This window comes from Schumannella soli, assembly GCF_006517435.1.
GTDB classification, from domain to species: Bacteria; Actinomycetota; Actinomycetes; order Actinomycetales; family Microbacteriaceae; genus Schumannella; species Schumannella soli.
The window spans coordinates 144,435-160,566 of the sequence record NZ_VHQG01000005.1; the positions used below are offsets into that span (position 1 = coordinate 144,435).

Here is a 16,132-nt window from a genome sequence, read left to right on the forward strand (position 1 = left end):
CAGGGTAGGCGGGTGCTGCCGGGCCTCGCCGGATCAGTTCGGGGTGGGCTCGGTGCGGGCGTAGCGGCGGGCTCCCGCCTCGACCCCGGTGAACCGGAACGGACCCGTCGTGACGGCCGGGTTCTGCCGGGCCTCGCTCGAGGTCGACGTGGCGGCGTGCAGCTCGCGGTAGTCGTCGACCGAGATCGGCACGCGCGCATCCAGCAGGCCGGCGACCTGACCGGCGCGACGCAGCGCGCGGTACCCCGGCTTCACGATGCCGGTCAGCAGCTCGCCGACGCTGCCCGAGCCGTAGCTGAACAGGGCGAGACGGCGGCCGTCGAGGTCGTCGTCGAGGTCGAGCAGAGCCGCGAGAGCGAGGAAAACCGAGGCCGTGTACGAGTTGCCGGTGCGCCGGTTGTAGGTGAAGCCGGTAGCCAACTCGGTCTCATCGAACTCGGCGCCGACGTGCTTCGACCAGGCGCGGTGCGCCTTGAGCGCCATCTTCGTGAAGGGCTGGTGGTGCAGCCAGCGGTCGATGTCGGCCGGGGCGATGCCGCCGCGGTCGGCGAGGTCGTCCCACGACCCGAGCAGCGCATCCACGTAGGCGCTGACCGACAGGCGGCCGTCGACGAGAGCCGTCGAGCGGTCGTTCGGGCGCCAGAAGTCGTCGACGTCGGCCGAGAACAGACCGGATGCCGGCTCGATCTCGATCAGGTCGGGATCGGCGGCGACGAGGAACGCGACCGCGCCGGCGCCCTGCGTGGGCTCGGCGGCCGAGTCGAGGTCGTAGCGGGCGACGTCGCTCGCGATCACGAGCACGCGCTCGCGCGGATCGCGGGCGACGATGCCGAGCGCGGCGACGAGCGCGGCGGTGCCGCCGTAGCAGGCCTGCTTCAGCTCGACCGCGCGGGCGGTCGACGGCAGACCCAGCAGCCCGTGCGCGACGACCGCGGCCGACTTCGACTGGTCGACGCCCGACTCCGTCGCGAAGAGCACGGTGCGGATGCCGTCGGTTCCGTGCCGCTCGATCAGCGGCAGCGCGGCGGCGGCGCCCATCGTGACGATGTCCTCGTCGGCGGCGGGCACGCTGAAGGCGTCCTGCCCGAGGCCGACGTGGTACTTCGCCGGGTCGACGCCGTTGCGGGCCGCCAGGTCGTCGAGATCGAGCACGTGGTGCCCGGTCGCCACTGCGAGGTCGTGGATGCCGACGCGCACAGCGCCGGGTGCGACAGCGGGCACGCCCGCGCCGCCGCTCACGCCGCGCTCCCGCCGCGACGAGCCGCGCCACGCTCCATGGCGACGTGCGCGGCCATGAGCTCGCCGGGGTTGGTCTGCGCGGCGAGCAGTGAGATCTCGCCGCAGAGCACGCTCGCGGCGATGAGGGCAGCGAGGCGGCGGGCGTTCGCTCCCGGTTCGCGCTCCTCGCGGCATCCCAGCCGGTCGAGGGCGGCGTTCACGCCCGGCAGGTGCTTGCCGTTGCCGACGGTGCCGACGATGAGGTGCGGCAGCGTCGTCGAGAAGTAGAGGTCGCCGTCGCGGTTCTCGGCGTAGGTGATGCCCTGCGAGCCCTCGACGATGTTCGCCGCATCCTGCCCCGTCGCCAGATAGAAGGCGAGCAGCATGTTCGCGTAGTGCGCGTTGGCCGAGCGCAGCGCGCCCGCGATCGTCGAGCCCACGAGGTTCTTGCCCGTGTTGAGGTCGACGATGCGCTGCGTCGAGCTGCGCAGCGTGCTCTCGACGAGGGCTGCGGGGATGAGCATCTCGGCGACGACGCTGCGTCCGCGCCCGAGGATGCCGTTGACCGCGGTCGCCTTCTTGTCGCTGCAGTAGTTGCCCGAGATCGAGCCGTACTCCAGCTCGGGGTGCCAGGCGAGGATCGTGCTCAGCAGCGCCTCGGAGGCGGCGGTGACCATGTTGTGCCCAGACGCGTCGCCGGTGGTGAAGGCGAAGCGCAGGAACAGCAGGTCGCCCACGATCTCCGGGTGGATCTCGACGAGCTGGGCGAAGCGGCTCTGCGCGGCGACGACGGCGGCGAGCTCGTCGAAGCGCTGCTGCACGTCGATGCTCGCGAGGTGCGCGGCGCCGGCGCCCGGGGCGCGCAGCAGAACCGAGCGCGTCATCCGCTCGCCGACGACCGTGGCGACGATGCCGCCCTCGATCTGGCGCGACAGGCGCGCGCCGCGGCCGACCGACGGCCACAGCGGCGACTCGTAGGTCGCGAGCGGCACCTCGATCTCGCCCTCGACGGCGTTGCCGCTCACGCGGATCGGGCCGACCCAGCGGGTCGGGATGGGGGTGACGCGCTCGTCGTACTCGGGAGACGTACTCGCGGCGCGGTCGGACTCAGTGGTCATCGACGGATCCTTCCGGGGGATGCACGGAGAGAGTGAGGTGGCGGATGTCGTGCGACTCCCAGGAGCGCAGCATCCGGGTCAGGTCGGCGTCGGCGGGCGCGAGCACGATGCCGCAGTCGCCGCCGCCGGCGCCGGAGGGCTTGCCGGCCGCGCCCGCGGCCTCGGCCGTGTCGCACAGCCGGGCGAGCCGGTCGGTCTCGATCAGGGTGCCCGACTGCGCGCCGAGGCGCTGCAGCAGGCGGCGGGCGCGGCGCAGCGCATCCAGCGTCAGGTCGTCGTCGCCGTCGTCGAGCCCGCTGACGAGGTCGTCGACGCAGCCGCGGCTCTCGAGCAGGAACGCCGGGTAGTCGACGCCCGAGTCGCGTCGGCTGCGTCGCACGCCGCCGACGAGTCGTTCGGTCGAGGCGGGCGAACCGGTCCAGCCGACGAGCAGGCGCAGGCCATGCGGCGGGGCGAGCCGGGCGACGTCGAAGCCCTCCCAGCCGTCGCCGCTCAGCACCTCGCGCAGCGGCCGATCGTCGAGCTGGGCGCGCAGCGTCGCGCGGTTCGGGGCGCTGTAGCGGATCCAGCCGCCGAAGGTGCTCGCCGCGACATCCCCGCCCGAGGCGTTCGGGCTGACCTGGATCGTGGCGAGCAGCGCCAGCTTGAAGCGCTCGCGGGCGGTGAGGCCGAGCTCGTAGAAGCGGTCGAGGGCGTGCACGGTCGCCACGGTGACGGCGGCGGAGGAGCCGAGGCCGAACTTGCGGCCGCTCGCGTCATCCAGCTCGCTCGCGATGCGCAGGTCGTAGAAGCGGGCCGGGATGCCGAGCTCGCCGCGCAGCTGCTCGACCGTGCCGATCACGGCCATGACGTAGTCGTAGGGGTGGTGCTCGCGGTCGATCGTGAGACCGGAGTCGCCGCGCGTCCAGGTGAGCGGGATGAGGCCGTACTCGGGGGAGTGCACGCTGCCGGCGGCGTGGCCGACGCTCTCGCTGAGGGTGACCGTGAGGTAGCGGTCGACGGCGATGAGCACCGAGGGCTGCCCGGGCTCGACGACGGCGTACTCGCCGGCGATGAAGAGCTTGCCGGGGGCGCGGGTCTCGATCGTGCCGGGCGTCATCGCAGCGCCTCGCTGCCGTCGACGAGGTACGCGCCCGGCCCGGGCAGCGCGATGACCGGCTCGGCGATGCCGGCCTCGGCGGTCAGAGTCGCGGCGACCGCGGCGGCGTCCTCGGGGCGCGTCAGCACGACGACGTTCGGGCCCGCATCGGCCGTCGCGTACGCCTCGAGGCCGTGCGCGCGCATCCCGGCGACGGCGTCGAAGACGCGGGTGGAGGCGGCGGTGAGGTAGCGGATGGGCGGCTCGGAGCCCTGGATCACGGCGTGCATGCGCAGCGCGTTGCTCTCGGTGAGCTCGCCGATCCGCGTGACGTCGCCCGCCGCGCATGCCGCGACCATGAGCTCGAGGCTCGCCGCGGTCGAGGGGATCCAGGCTGGGAAGAACGGGGAGGTCGCGATCGTGCGGCGCATCGCCTCGCGGCTCGAGATCGGCTTCTCGCCCGCATCCACCGTCGCGATGACCATGGCGAGCGGGGGAGCGGCGACGGTCTCGCTGAACGAGGCGGCGTCGTCGCCGGCGTGCCAGATCGCGACGCCGCCGGGGATGCTGCGCGAGGCCGAGCCGGAGCCGCGGCGGGCCAGCCGGCTGAGATCGCGGGTGTCGAGGTCGAGCCCGTAGGTGGCGGCCGCGGCGGTCGCCAGGGCGGCGAACCCCGAGGCCGAGCTGGCGAGGCCGGCGCCGGTCGGCACGGTGTTCTCGCTCACGACGGCGGCCGGGCGGGTGTCGCCGGCCAGCTCGCGCACGAGGTCGAGGAACTTCGTCACGCGGGCCAGCTCGCCCTCGGTCGCGGCGCGGCCGTTGAGCTGGAGGGTGTCGCGGGCGGTGTCGTCGACCGTCACCGTCGTGCGCGTCGGGAACACGTCGAGCGTCATCGACAGGCTGCCGGTCGCCGGCAGCGACAGGGTCTCGTCGGCCTTGCCCCAGTACTTGATGAGCGCGATGTTGGGATGCGCGATGGCCGTGGCGCTGGTCATCTCTCGTCCTCCGGATCGGGCATGGTCGTGGGTGCGGCAGCGGGTGCGGTGCCGCCGGCGGCGTCGTCGCCCGAGGTGTTCGGCGCGACGCCCTCGACCGAGGTGGCCGGCAGCCGCACCGTCCAGGTGGATGCGGCTCCCGCCGTCCGCAGCGTGGCCGCCAGCTCCGTCGCGTGCGCGGCATCCGCGGCGAGGGCCAGCAGGCAGCCGCCGCGACCGCCGCCCGTCAGTTTGGCACCGAGTGCCCCGGTGGCGCGCGCCCTGTCGATCAGACGGTCGAGCTCGGCTGAGCTGACGTCGAGCTGCTGCAGCTCGGACTGCACGGCATCGAGCGTCGCGCCGAGGCCGATCGCGTCGCCGGAGGCGAGCAGTCCGCGCCCGGCTCCGGTCAGCGCGGCGATGCGGCCGACAGGCCCCTCGACGGCGGCGGGGTCGACCGCGTGCCGCTCGCGCACGGCGCCGACGGCCTCGCGGGTGCCGCTCGCCACGCCGGTGTCGGCGATCACGAAGGCCAGCTCGGCGCCGACCGACGTCGGCCGACCGACGCCGTGGTCGAACCAGATCGGCGCGGTGCTGATGGTCGTGCGTGCATCCAGCCCGCTCGCCGTGCCGTGGGCGATCCGCTCGCTCGCCTGCACGAGCGCGAACCGGGTCTCGGGGTCGAGCGTCGCGCCGAACACGGCCGCGACGGCGTCGACGACGGCGCCGGCGACCGCGGCGCTCGAGCCGAGTCCGCGGGCGACCGGGATGTCGCTGTCGATGCGCAGGTGCAGCGGCGGCGGCTCCGGCGCGGTGAGCGCGGAGCGCGCGGCGAGGGTCCCGCGCAGCGCGGCGAGCACGGGTTCGAGACGCTCGGGCGCGTCGGCGAGGGGTCCGGAGTAGACGCGGGAGTCGATCCGCGACTCGGCTCCGAGCGCGAGCGGTGTGACGGTCGCGACCACGCCGAGCTCGGCGACCGGCAGGGCGATCGCGGGAGCGCCGTAGAGCACGGCGTGCTCGCCGAGCAGGATCGTCTTGCCGTGGGTGCGCGCCGACCTGGGTGTCGGCGCCGACGACTCGGATCCCGACGAGGCGGGCGAGGATGCGGTGTCGGCCGCGCCGGAGTCGGCGCCGCGCGGGTCGGAGATATGGTGCATGGCGGGTTAGGCCAGCCTAATCCTCCAGGCTCCGCTCACGCCGCGCGGTCATCCCGCGTTCAGGGAGCATGCGGCCGGGCGCCGCGTCCGCCTCACTTCGTGTCGCGCGCATCCCAGGCGTACCAGTGGTCGTCGGCGCTGAAGACCTTCCAGTTGCCGCACTCGAAGCCGCGCGCCGGAACGTCGTCCGGCCACCAGGAGGCGTCGCCGTCCGGGTCGCCGCTGAGGTCGGCCGTGCGGCAGTAGTCGGCCGTGATGCCGCCGGTGCTGTCGAAGCGGAACCATGCGCCCGTCGTCTGCAGGTCGTAGCGCAGACGGATGTCGCGCGCATCCTCGGGCAGCAGCGCCGGCAGGCGGAACGACTCGTCGCTCTTCAACGCCGTCGGCATGTCGCGGAAGGCGACGCTCTCGCGTCCGTGCGGCCCCGCGATGTCGACGCCCGAGCAGGCGGCGAGGCCGAGGGAGGCGGCGACGCCGACCGCGAGCAGGCCGCCGGCGGTGAGGATGAGGCGACGCGGGGAGGGGGAGGTGCTCATGCCTCCACTTCAGCGGGCCGCGGCCGTCCGGGCGTCGACCCCAGGTCGGGTCGAGGTCGGCCTGCGGGACGATCCCGCCTCATCCTCGGGGAGGGGATCGGCGTGATCGAGCCGCCGCGGCTCAGGGCAGCAGCAGGAGCTTCCCGCGCACGTGGCCCGCTTCGCTCTCGCGGTGCGCATCGGCGGCTTGCGCCAGCGGGTAGGTGCCGGCGATCTCGACATCGAAACCGCCCTCGGCGGCGAGCTGGGCCGCGAGCACGACACCGGCGAGACGCAGCGCGTTCTCCTCGTCGGTGAGCGGGATCGGGCTTCCGCCGCTCCAGGCGCGGATGCCCCAGCCGGCCGCCTCGCCGCCCCGCACGATCGTGGCGATGCGGTCGCGGTCGGCGACGAGATCGAGCGACACCTCGATCGCCTCGTCGGTGCCGGCGGCATCCAGCGCGTGCGTCACACCCTGCGGAGCAGCCGCCCGCACGCGGTCGGCGAGACCCGGGCCGTAGGTCACCGGGATCGCACCCAGCGCAGCCAGACGATCGTGGTTGCGCTCGCTCGCCGTCGCGACGACGCTCGCGCCGGCGCGCACGGCGAACTGGATCGCGGCCTGGCCGACGGCGCCCGCGCCGCCGTGCAGCAGCAGCGTGTCGCCCTCGGCGACTCCGAGCGAGGCGACGGCCTGATAGGCGGTTCCGGTCGGGATGCCGAGGGCCGCCGCGTGGGTCCAGTCGAGCCCGGCGGGCTTCGGGAAGGTCTTGGGACCGGCCTTGGCGACGATCTCGGTCGCGTAGGCGCCGGCCGCGCTGAGCACGATGACCTCGTCGCCCACGGCGTAGCCCTCGACGCCCGGTCCGACCGCCGTCACCACGCCGGCGGCGTCGCTGCCGATACGGCGGGCGCTGCCGTCGGTCGGCGCCGGGCGCATGCCCGAGCGCAGCTTCCAGTCGATCGGGTTGACACCGGCGGCGCGCACCGCGACGACGACCCGGCCCTCGCCGGGCGTCGCATCCTCGATCTCGACGTACTCGAGCACCTCGGGTCCACCGTTCGTGCGGTAGACGATCGCGTGGGCCATGTTCGCTCCTTCGACGAGGGGATATTGCGGGGCGAGCGCGGGATCGCGCGCGGAGACGGATCCGGGTCAGCGCGCCGCGATCGGCAGCGGCTCGCCGTCGGTCGACGCGATCACGACGATCGTCGCGCCATCGACGCTTCGCAGCTCGGCGTGCTCGCCCGCGTCCCAGAGGATCGCGCCGCCGGCCGCGACCTCGGCGCCCTCCGGGCCCGCCACGACGTCGCCGGCCACGACGATCGACAGGCGCTCGCCCGGCTCGACCGCGCCCGACCAGCTGCCGCCGGCCTCCAGCCGCACGAGGCGGGTGCGAGTGCCGGTCTCGGCGAGTCGCCCCTCCTGAACCCCCTGGGCTCCGGGATGGACGCTGTCGCGCTCGAGCAGGTCGTGAAGGCGGATGAGTCGCACGGGACGATGCTAACCGCGCCGGCACGGAGCCGACGGGCGGGAGGAGCTCAGAAGATACTTCGACGACACCGATCTGGCGGGAAGTGCTCAGAAAATATCGGGCGACGGCGTCGACGCCCACCGGATCGCGACGTCGGCGTGACGGTCGAAGCGGTACCCCGAGCCGCGCACGGTGCGCACGATGTCCTCGAAGGCGCCGAGCTTCGAGCGCAGACGACGCACGTGCACGTCGATCGTGCGCTCGTTCGGCACATCCTCGTCCGAGCCCTCCGACCACAGGCTCGACAGGATCTCGGCCCGCTCGACCGTGCGGCCCTCCCGCAGCACCAGGAACTGCAGCAGCTCGAACTCCTTGTAGGTGAGCGGAGCCGTCTCGCCGTCGAGCACGACGCGCTTGCGCGAGATGTCGATGACGACGCCGCTGCGGGGCTCGGGGGCGGCCTCCGGCTCGGGGCGCGCCTTCTGCTGAGCCGACGGGTCCTGCAGCGCGCGGCGCACGACATCCACGTCGCGTCCGCCGGCGCCGGCCGGGGCGAGGGCGACGGCCGCGTAGGCCTCCGCCTCGGGGGCGATCTCGCCGAGCAGACCCTTGATGGCGCGCACGACTGCGCCGAGGTCGGTACCGGCGGCGAGGGCCTTGGCCTCGTCGAGCCCGATGTAGAGCGCGAAGCCGCGGGCCTCGGTGCCCTCGGGGACGGCGCGGACGCGCGCCGGAGTGCTGACGGGCGGCTCGGCGACCGGGCGGGGCACGGCGCGGAGACGGGGAGCGGCGGGGGTGGTGCGGAAGTCGTCGAGAGCGGCGATGGACATGGTGTCGAATCCTTCGGATGCCTGGGGCCCCGTCGGGGTGTCGATGTCAGACATGGGCCTCAGTGAGTGTGCGGTGCGGGTGCGGGGAACGGGTTCGCTCGGAGAGAGCGGAGAACCCGGGGGTCCCGATGCCGGCGGTATCGCTGCGGAGGCTGACGCTCGAAAGCGCCGCGCTCGAGAGCAGGGAGACGGTCATCGGCGGGACCCGGCGAGAAGGTCGCTGGTCAGGCACACATTCGACAGCACATGACCGCACGCACCGGCATCATCATGCCGGCATCCCCAGAGGCCTCGCGGGAGGTCAGGGTGTGCACGTTCGCGGTCATGAACGCAAGTTTCATGCACTCACGCAAGATTCGTCAACATCCGGCGTTATGGATCCTGGCCGCCGTGTCACAGAGCGTCACACAGCGGGTCGGAGCGGGGAGCTGCTCAGACGACGCCGTAGAGGCGATCGCCGGCGTCGCCGAGACCCGGCACGATGAAGCCGTTCTCATCGAGGTGCGAGTCGACCGCGCCGAGCACGACCGTGACCTCGCGGCCCGCGGTCGCCTCCTCGACGGCCTTCAGGCCCTCGGGGGCGGCGAGCAGGCAGACGGCGGTGACATCCTTCGCGCCGCGCGCCAGCAGGTAGTCGATCGCGGCGATGAGCGAGCCGCCGGTGGCGAGCATCGGGTCGAGCACGAAGCACTGGCGGTCGCTGAGGTCGTCGGGCAGGCGCTCGGCGTAGATGTCGGGCTGCAGCGTCTCCTCATTGCGCACCATGCCGAGGAAGCCGACCTCGGCCGTCGGCAGCAGCTTGACCATGCCCTCGAGCATGCCCAGTCCGGCGCGCAGGATCGGCACGACGAGCGGGCGGGGGGTCGCGATCGCGAGGCCCGTGGTCTCGGCGACCGGCGTGGTCACGGGGACCTCGACGACGTGCACGTCGCGGGTCGCCTCGTAGGCGAGAAGCGTCACCAGCTCCTCGGCCAGCGCGCGGAAGGTCGGCGAGGGCGTCGCACGGTCACGCAGCACGGTGAGCTTGTGGGTGATCAGCGGATGGTCGGCCACATGCACTCGCATAGGCTCAGGCTACCCGCCGCCGGAGACCTCCGGCACCGGCGTCGACGCGGCCCGCCGTCGCTCCGACGCCGTTCGGTGCGAGACGCGGGCGAGGAGCGCGCGTGGAGTCATCCCTCACCGTCTGGGAGCCGTGGATGCGCCGCGCCCTCGCCGAGGCCGCCGCGGCCGAGCGGCACGGTGACGTGCCCGTGGGCGCGGTGCTGTTCGACGGCGCCGGCGAGCTGCTCGCGACCGGTCGCAACGAGCGCGAGCTCACGACGGATCCGACCGCGCACGCCGAGGTCGTCGCCATCCGTTCCGCCGCCGCCCAGCGCGGGGACTGGCACCTCGAGGATGCGACGCTCGTGGTCACGCTTGAACCCTGCGTGCTGTGCGCGGGGGCGATCGTCGCGGCGCGCATCCCCCGCGTCGTGTTCGGGGCGTGGGATGAGAAGGCCGGCGCGGCCGGCAGCGTGCACGACCTGCTGCGCGACCGGCGCAGCAACCACCGGGTCGAGGTGCTGCCCGGCGTGCTCGAGCGGGAGTGCGGCGACGTGCTCGAGCGGTTCTTCAGCGCGAAGCGCTGAGCGTCCCGCTGAAGCGGCGCGACCCGGCGTCAGCCGGTCTGTCCGCGGGAGCAGGTCTGCTGCGACGCCGACTGCCCGGTGATGCTCGTCGGCAGTGCCACCGGGTTGCTCGGGTCGGTGGAGACCTCATCGCCGGGGGCGCCGGAGGCCGCGCCCGACGCGGGGGCGCTCGCCGCATCCGTCGGCGCCGGCGTCGCGGTGCTGTCGGTGCCGGAGTCGACTGCCGCGCCGCCGAGCTGGCCGGCCGCGACGGCCTGGTCGGCGGCGATCGCGTCCGTCAGGATCTTCGCGTCCCGCTTGTTGGCGATCGTCACGCTGATGTTGTTGATGTACGTCGGCGTCGACGGGTACTGCACGAAGGAGATGCGGTCGGCCGGGATGTCCTTGAGGGCGACGGCGATCGAGATCATCGTCTCGCTGTTGGCGAGCTCGGTGCTGAGCTGCATGTTGTCGGCCGCCGCCGTGGCGAGGTTGTAGAGCGTCGCCGGGTTGGTGAGGGTGTCAGCGCTCTTGATCTTGCGGATCAGGGCCGACATGAAGACCTGCTGGTTGCCGATGCGCATCAGGTCGCTGCCGTCGGGAAGGCCGTGACGGGTGCGCAGGAAGGCGAGCGCCTGGGCGCCCTGGATGGTGCTCTCGCCGGCGGGCAGGTCGAGGCCCGACTTGGGGTCGTCGATCTTGGTGGCGAGGCAGACCTGCACGCCGCCCACCGCATCCGACATGGCGACGACGCCGTCGAACTCGATCTTGGCGGCGTAGTCGACCTGCAGGCCGGTGAGTCCGGTGACGGCGGCGGCGACGCAGCCGAGCCCACCGCGCGAGAGCGCCTCGTTGAACTTGACGGCGCTCACGGCCGAGGCCTTCGAGCCGTTCTCGCGGGTGCAGGCGGCCTGCGGGCCGTAGAGGTCGCGCGGGATGCTCAGCGCCGTGACCGAGTGCGACACCGGCGAGATGTGCACGAGGATCGTGACGTCATTGAGGTTCTCGCCGCGGTCGCCGTAGGTGCTGTTGCCGCCGCCCGAGTCGCTGCCGACGAGCAGCAGGTTGACGGGGCCCGTGATGGCGCCGACCTTCGGGGGCTTCTGCCCCTCCTGGGTGATGCTGACCGCGTTCTTCGAGATCGTGCTCGTGACGCGGTAGAAGGCGAAGGCGGCGACGCTGCCGGCGCTGACGACGCCGACGGCGAGGGTCAGCGCGAGCAGGCTCGCGACCGTGCGCGCCGCGCCGCGGCGCCGCTGCCGGCCGTGCCGGGCGAGGGGGCTCGCGGTCGCGATCTCGTCGTCTCGTCTGCCGGCCACGGGGGAGACCGTAACAACGCGCATCCGCACGACGCCTGGGAACGCGCCGGAATCCGGCGTCTCGCCCCGCGCACTGGGGGCGCGGGGCGCGCCGCCGATGCGGCGTCGCGCGCGGCGGTCGTGGTCAGTCGGCCGACTTGATGATGATCCGGTCGGTCGACGGCGCATCCGCCGCCGACGGGATGTAGATGTCGGGCTCGATGTAGATCGTGCGTGCCTGCGGCACGGCCTCGCGGATGTCGGACTCGATCGTGTTGATCGCCGATGCGATCTCGGGCAGCCGGGTCGCCCGCGGCAGCGCGACCTTCGCCGCGACGAGCAGCTCGTCGGGGCCGAGGTAGAGGGTCTTCATGTGGATCAGCGCCTCGACCTGCGGGTGCGCGTTGAAGGCGTCGCGGATGCGGGTCACATCCTCGGGGTTCGCGCCCTCGCCGATGAGCAGGCTCTTCGTCTCGATGCCGAGGATGATCGCCACGACCACTAGCAGCAGACCGATGAGCAGCGTGCCGATCGCGTCGAAGACGCCGTTGCCGGTGAGCGCCGTCAGCCCGACGCCGAGGCCGGCGAAGACGAGACCGGTGAGTGCGGCGGTGTCCTCGAGCAGCACGACCGGCAGCTCGGGGGCCTTCGCGCGGCGCACGAACTGCACCCAGGTGCCGGTGCCCTTGAAGGGGCGCGACTCGACGATCGCGGTGCGCAGCGAGAAGCCCTCGAGCACGATCGCGATGGCGAGCACCAGCAGGGGCAGCCAGGCGTTCTCGAGCGGGTGCGGGTGCTGCAGCTTCTCGATGCCCTCGTAGATCGAGAACACGCCGCCGATGGTGAACAGGATGATCGACACGACGAAGGCGTACAGGTAGCGGGCGCGGCCGTAGCCGAAGGGGTGCTCGGCATCCGCCTTCTTCTTGGCGCGGCGGCCGCCGACGAGCAGCAGGATCTGGTTCGCGGTGTCGGCGAGCGAGTGCACGCTCTCGGCGAGCATCGAGCTCGAGCCGGAGAAGAGGAAGGCGAGGAACTTCACGAGCGCGATGCCGAGGTTCGCCCCCATCGCCGCCAGGATCGCCTTGCTGCCACCGCTCGCGCTCACGAACCGCACCTCGTCTCGTCTCGACAGTGCCCCCAAACCTACACTTGCGAGAGTGACTGATCTTCCTGCCATCGCCATCCTCGGAGCCGGTTCGATGGGAGGTGCGATCCTCAGCGGTCTGCGCTCTCCCGATGTGCATGTCGACGGCGGCATCCGCGTCACCAACCGCACCGTCGCGAAGGCGGATGCCCTCGCCGGCGACGGCGTGACGACCTACGCGCTCGAGCGCGAGCCCGACGGCAGCGCCCGCGCGCTGGCCGGCGCGAAGATCGTGCTGATCGGCGTGAAGCCGTACATGGTCGCTGACCTGCTCGACGACATCCGCCCGCACCTCGAGCCCGATGCGATCGTCGTGAGCCTCGCCGCGGGCGTCACCGCGGCCGCGATGGAGGAGCGCGTCCCCAACGTGGTGGTGCGCTCGATGCCGAACACCCCGTCGACCGTCGGACTCGGCGTGACCGGGGTCGCCGGCGGTTCCCGGGCCTCCGACGACGACGTCGCGCTCGTCGCCCGCCTGTTCGAGACGGTCGGCTCGGTCGTGGTCGTCGACGAGGACCAGATCGCGGCCCTCTCGACGATCTCGGGATCGGGCCCCGCCTTCGTGTTCCTCTTCATCGAGAAGTACATCGAGGTCGCGCAGCGACTCGGCTTCAGCGCCGAGCAGGCGACGACCATGGTCGAGGGCACCTTCCGCGGCGCGAGCGAGCTGCTGGCCGTCGCCGACGACGACGTGGACGCGGCCGAGCTGCGCCGCCGGGTCACGAGCCCGAAGGGCACCACCGAGAAGGCCGTCGAGGTGCTCGAGTCGGGCGACCTGGCCGACCTGTTCTTCCGCGCCTCGCAGGCCGCCATCCAGCGCACGCAGGAGATCGCCGAAGGCCGCTAGGCGCGCGGCCGGCGCCGAGCCGCTCGGGATGCGGTCGGGTCAGGTCGCCTGGGCGAAGCGCTCGATGTCTTTCGAGTTGCCGCTCGCGATGATGAGGTCGTGGTTCGAGATGACCGTCTCGGCGGTCGCGTAGGTGAAGTCCTTGCCCGGGCTCTTCACCCCGACGACCGTGACGCCGAACTTGCGGCGCACCTGCGAGTCGGCGAGCGTCATTCCGCGGATCGGCTTCGGCGGGTACATCTTCACGACCGCGAAGTCGTCGTCGAACTCGATGAAGTCGATCATGCGGCCGTTCACGAGATGCGCGACGCGCTCGCCCGCCTCGGCCTCGGGGTAGATCACGTGGTTCGCGCCGATGCGCGACAGGATCTTGCCGTGCGACTGGCTGATCGCCTTCGCCCAGATCTGCGGGATCTTGAGGTCGACCAGGTTCGCCGTGATGAGCACGCTCGCCTCGATCGACGAGCCGACCGCGACGACCGCGATCGAGAACTCCTGCGCGCCGATCTGCCGCAGCGCGTCGATCGACCGGGCGTCCGCCTGCACCGCGTGCGTGACGCGCTCCGACCACTTCTGCACGAGCGTCGCATCCTCGTCGACGACGAGCACGTCGCGGTCGAGGCGCGAGAGCTGACCGGCGGTCGCGGCGCCGAAGCGGCCGAGCCCGATCACCAGCACGGGGGCGTCCGCTGCGATCTTGTCAACCAACGATGGGCCTCTCTTCCGGTCGCTTGTAGAGGCGTCGCCGGGTCGACGACGCGAGCGCGGCGGCCAGGGTGACCGTGCCGATGCGCCCGAAGAACATGGTGCCCGCCAGGATCCACTGTGCCGGTTCCGAGGCGGATTGGGTGAAGCCCGACGACAGCCCGCAGGTCGCGAAGGCGCTGATCGCGTCGAACAGGATGTAGTCGAGCCGCTCATCCGGCGTGATCCAGAGCAGCAGCACGGTCGACACCGCGACGGTCGTCGCGCCCCACAGCACCACGCTGACCGCCAGGCGCAGCACGTCCGGCGGGATGCGGCGCTCGAAGGCCTCCATGTCGTCGACGCCCTTCGCCTCGGCGAAGGCGGCGAGGAAGAGGATCGCGATCGTCGTGACCTTGATGCCGCCGGCCGTCGACGCGGAGCCGCCGCCGACGAACATCAGCATGTCGACGACCATGAGGCTCGAACCGTCGAACTGGTGCATGTCGAGCGTCGCGAAGCCGCCCGACCTCGCCATCGACGAGATGAAGAAGCTCTGCAGGATGCGCTGGCCCGGATCCATCCCCTTCATCGACGACGGGTTGTCGTATTCGAGGAAGAAGAACAGCACCGCGCCGCCCACGAGCAGCAGCAGCGAGGTCACGATCGTCAGCTTCACGTGCAGCGACCAGCGCTTCGGCCGGCGGATGTTGCGGGCGAGCACGTAGATCACGGGGAAGCCGATCGCCCCGAGGAACACCCCGATCATCAGCACCGTCAGGAACCAGGGATCCGTCTCGTACGGCGTCAGCCCCTCGGCCGTCGGCACGAACCCGGTGTTCGTGAACGCCATCGCCGAGTAGTAGATCGACTGCCACGCGGCGCTCAGCGGGTCGACGCCCTGGATGAGCATGCGCGGGAACAGCAGCGCCGCGACGCCGAGCTCGATCACGAGCACGCTCGTCGCGACGGTGCGCAGCAACTGGCCGGTCTCGCCGAGGCGCACGGCCTGCCCCTCGGAGATCGGCCCCTTGCGCATGCGCAGCGGATTCGCGTCGCCGGCGGCGAGCAGTCGGGTGCGCAGTCCGAGCTTGCGGCTGATCACGAGGCCGAGGATCGACGCGAGCGTCAGCACGCCGATTCCGCCGATCTCGACGCCGATGAAGATCACCGCGTGACCGAAACCCGACCAGTAGGTCGCCATGTCGACCGTCGCGAGACCGGTCACGCAGATCACCGAGACGGCGGTGAAGACGGCGTCGATGATCGGCGGCGTCTCGCCCGAGGTCGTCGAGATCGGCAGCAGGAACAGGCCGGTGAAGATCAGCACGAGGATGCCGAACACCGTGATCGCGAAACGCGCGGGCGTCGACGCCGCGAAGTCCTCGACGCCTTCGCGCAGACGGAACAGCAGAGGGTCGCGCTGCACGGGCTTCGCGCGCATTCAGACCCCCGGCTCTCGGTCGATCGGGCGTCTCCCGGCGACGCGGGCCATGGTATCCCCGAGGGATGCCCGACTAGATTCGAGGCATGGCGGACATCTTCGACGTGGTGGCGGATCCCACGCGGCGGCAGCTGCTCAGCCGGCTGCTGCAGCTGGCGCCTCGCCCCGGAGTGGCGGGCGAGATCAGCGTCGGGCAGCTCGTGACCGAGCTCGGCATCAGTCAGCCCACCGTGTCGAAGCACCTCAAGACCCTGCGCGAGCACGGCCTCGTGACGGTGCGCGAGGAGGGGCAGCACCGCTACTACCGGCTGTACCCGGCCCCGCTCATCGAGGTCGAGGAGTTCGTCGGCCGCTTCGCGGAGCTCGCCGGCTACTCGGCCGCCGACCGCGAGCCCGACCCGCTGGCGGCCGTGCACGCGGCCTGGGCCGGCACCGAGGTCGGCAGCCGCATCGGCCGCGTCGCCGCGAACACCGCCTTCGGGGCGCGATCCGCGATCCAGGGCGCGCAGGAGCGACTGGGCGAGGCGCTGCCCTGGGCCAAGCGCGGCTGAGGCCGCTGCGGGGGCGTTCTCGCGGAGGTCACGCGCGGCACTCGCACTGGGGTCGGCCGCACACAGCCGGCACTGAGGGAAGCCCTAGACGCGCATCCTCATCAGCCCCTATGCTCACGCTCGAGCACTCCAGTCACACTGGTCACAGCGTGCTCGTGCTCCGGGTGCGCCGCACTCGCAGGAGCT

Annotated in this window: 17 protein-coding genes; 3 read left to right on the forward strand and 14 right to left on the reverse strand. The window is 72.3% G+C overall.

Annotated features, from left to right (window positions below; genetic code table 11):
* Positions 1–33: 33 nt before the first annotated feature.
* From FJ657_RS15710 to upp, 10 genes are all read right to left on the reverse strand, one after another.
* A complete protein-coding gene (locus FJ657_RS15710) occupies positions 34–1,239 on the reverse strand; it encodes a hydroxymethylglutaryl-CoA synthase (RefSeq protein ID WP_255447386.1) in 1,206 nt (401 codons plus the stop codon).
* Entirely contained in the window at positions 1,236–2,336 is a 1,101-nt protein-coding gene (locus FJ657_RS15715; RefSeq protein WP_141164669.1) for a hydroxymethylglutaryl-coenzyme A reductase family protein, read from the reverse strand. Before FJ657_RS15715 ends, FJ657_RS15710 begins: the two co-directional genes overlap by 4 nt.
* The gene (locus tag FJ657_RS15720) at positions 2,326–3,435 is read right to left on the reverse strand and encodes a phosphomevalonate kinase (RefSeq protein ID WP_141164670.1); all 1,110 of its coding nucleotides are present in this window, start codon (positions 3,433–3,435) and stop codon (positions 2,326–2,328) included. The genes FJ657_RS15715 and FJ657_RS15720 overlap by 11 nt, the downstream gene beginning before the upstream one ends.
* Positions 3,432–4,409, reverse strand: coding sequence for a diphosphomevalonate decarboxylase (gene mvaD / locus FJ657_RS15725; RefSeq protein ID WP_141164671.1), 978 nt, complete (start codon positions 4,407–4,409; stop codon positions 3,432–3,434). Before mvaD ends, FJ657_RS15720 begins: the two co-directional genes overlap by 4 nt.
* Positions 4,406–5,545, reverse strand: coding sequence for a mevalonate kinase (gene mvk, locus FJ657_RS15730; protein ID WP_141164672.1), 1,140 nt, complete (start codon positions 5,543–5,545; stop codon positions 4,406–4,408). Before mvk ends, mvaD begins: the two co-directional genes overlap by 4 nt.
* 92 nt (positions 5,546–5,637) lie before the next feature.
* On the reverse strand, positions 5,638–6,081 hold the full coding sequence (locus FJ657_RS15735; RefSeq protein WP_141164673.1) for a hypothetical protein: 444 nt from the start codon (positions 6,079–6,081) through the stop codon (positions 5,638–5,640).
* Between the two features lie 121 nt (positions 6,082–6,202).
* Entirely contained in the window at positions 6,203–7,150 is a 948-nt protein-coding gene (locus FJ657_RS15740; protein ID WP_141164674.1) for an NADP-dependent oxidoreductase, read from the reverse strand.
* Between the two features lie 66 nt (positions 7,151–7,216).
* A complete protein-coding gene (locus tag FJ657_RS15745; protein WP_141164675.1) occupies positions 7,217–7,555 on the reverse strand; it encodes a hypothetical protein in 339 nt (112 codons plus the stop codon).
* 87 nt (positions 7,556–7,642) lie between these two features.
* Positions 7,643–8,365, reverse strand: coding sequence for a winged helix-turn-helix domain-containing protein (locus FJ657_RS15750; RefSeq protein WP_141164676.1), 723 nt, complete (start codon positions 8,363–8,365; stop codon positions 7,643–7,645).
* A gap of 432 nt (positions 8,366–8,797) precedes the next feature.
* Positions 8,798–9,430: a uracil phosphoribosyltransferase gene (gene upp, locus FJ657_RS15755; protein ID WP_141164677.1), complete on the reverse strand. Its 633-nt coding sequence runs from the start codon at positions 9,428–9,430 to the stop codon at positions 8,798–8,800.
* Between the two features lie 134 nt (positions 9,431–9,564).
* Between upp and tadA the strand changes: the two genes are divergently transcribed.
* Complete coding sequence (gene tadA, locus FJ657_RS15760; RefSeq protein ID WP_141164871.1) at positions 9,565–9,996, forward strand: tRNA adenosine(34) deaminase TadA; 432 nt, start codon at positions 9,565–9,567, stop codon at positions 9,994–9,996.
* Positions 9,997–10,025: 29 nt separating this feature from the next.
* Here tadA and FJ657_RS15765 read toward each other — a convergent pair whose 3' ends face one another.
* Positions 10,026–11,294: an LCP family protein gene (locus FJ657_RS15765; protein ID WP_141164678.1), complete on the reverse strand. Its 1,269-nt coding sequence runs from the start codon at positions 11,292–11,294 to the stop codon at positions 10,026–10,028.
* A gap of 124 nt (positions 11,295–11,418) precedes the next feature.
* Positions 11,419–12,381: a cation diffusion facilitator family transporter gene (locus FJ657_RS15770; protein ID WP_141164679.1), complete on the reverse strand. Its 963-nt coding sequence runs from the start codon at positions 12,379–12,381 to the stop codon at positions 11,419–11,421.
* A gap of 52 nt (positions 12,382–12,433) precedes the next feature.
* Between FJ657_RS15770 and proC the strand changes: the two genes are divergently transcribed.
* Positions 12,434–13,267 (forward strand): pyrroline-5-carboxylate reductase, encoded by an 834-nt coding sequence (proC, locus tag FJ657_RS15775; protein ID WP_255447387.1) that lies wholly within the window; start codon positions 12,434–12,436, stop codon positions 13,265–13,267.
* Between the two features lie 39 nt (positions 13,268–13,306).
* On the opposite strand, the gene FJ657_RS15780 is transcribed toward proC, so the two are convergent.
* Together FJ657_RS15780 and FJ657_RS15785 are read right to left on the reverse strand one after the other, a co-directional pair.
* Complete coding sequence (locus FJ657_RS15780) at positions 13,307–13,975, reverse strand: potassium channel family protein (RefSeq protein ID WP_141164681.1); 669 nt, start codon at positions 13,973–13,975, stop codon at positions 13,307–13,309.
* Positions 13,968–15,395 (reverse strand): TrkH family potassium uptake protein, encoded by a 1,428-nt coding sequence (locus FJ657_RS15785; RefSeq protein WP_141164682.1) that lies wholly within the window; start codon positions 15,393–15,395, stop codon positions 13,968–13,970. Before FJ657_RS15785 ends, FJ657_RS15780 begins: the two co-directional genes overlap by 8 nt.
* An 86-nt stretch (positions 15,396–15,481) precedes the next feature.
* Here FJ657_RS15785 and FJ657_RS15790 point away from each other — a divergent pair, with 86 nt between their 5' ends.
* Positions 15,482–15,946 (forward strand): ArsR/SmtB family transcription factor, encoded by a 465-nt coding sequence (locus FJ657_RS15790; protein WP_141164683.1) that lies wholly within the window; start codon positions 15,482–15,484, stop codon positions 15,944–15,946.
* Positions 15,947–16,132 lie beyond the last annotated feature (186 nt).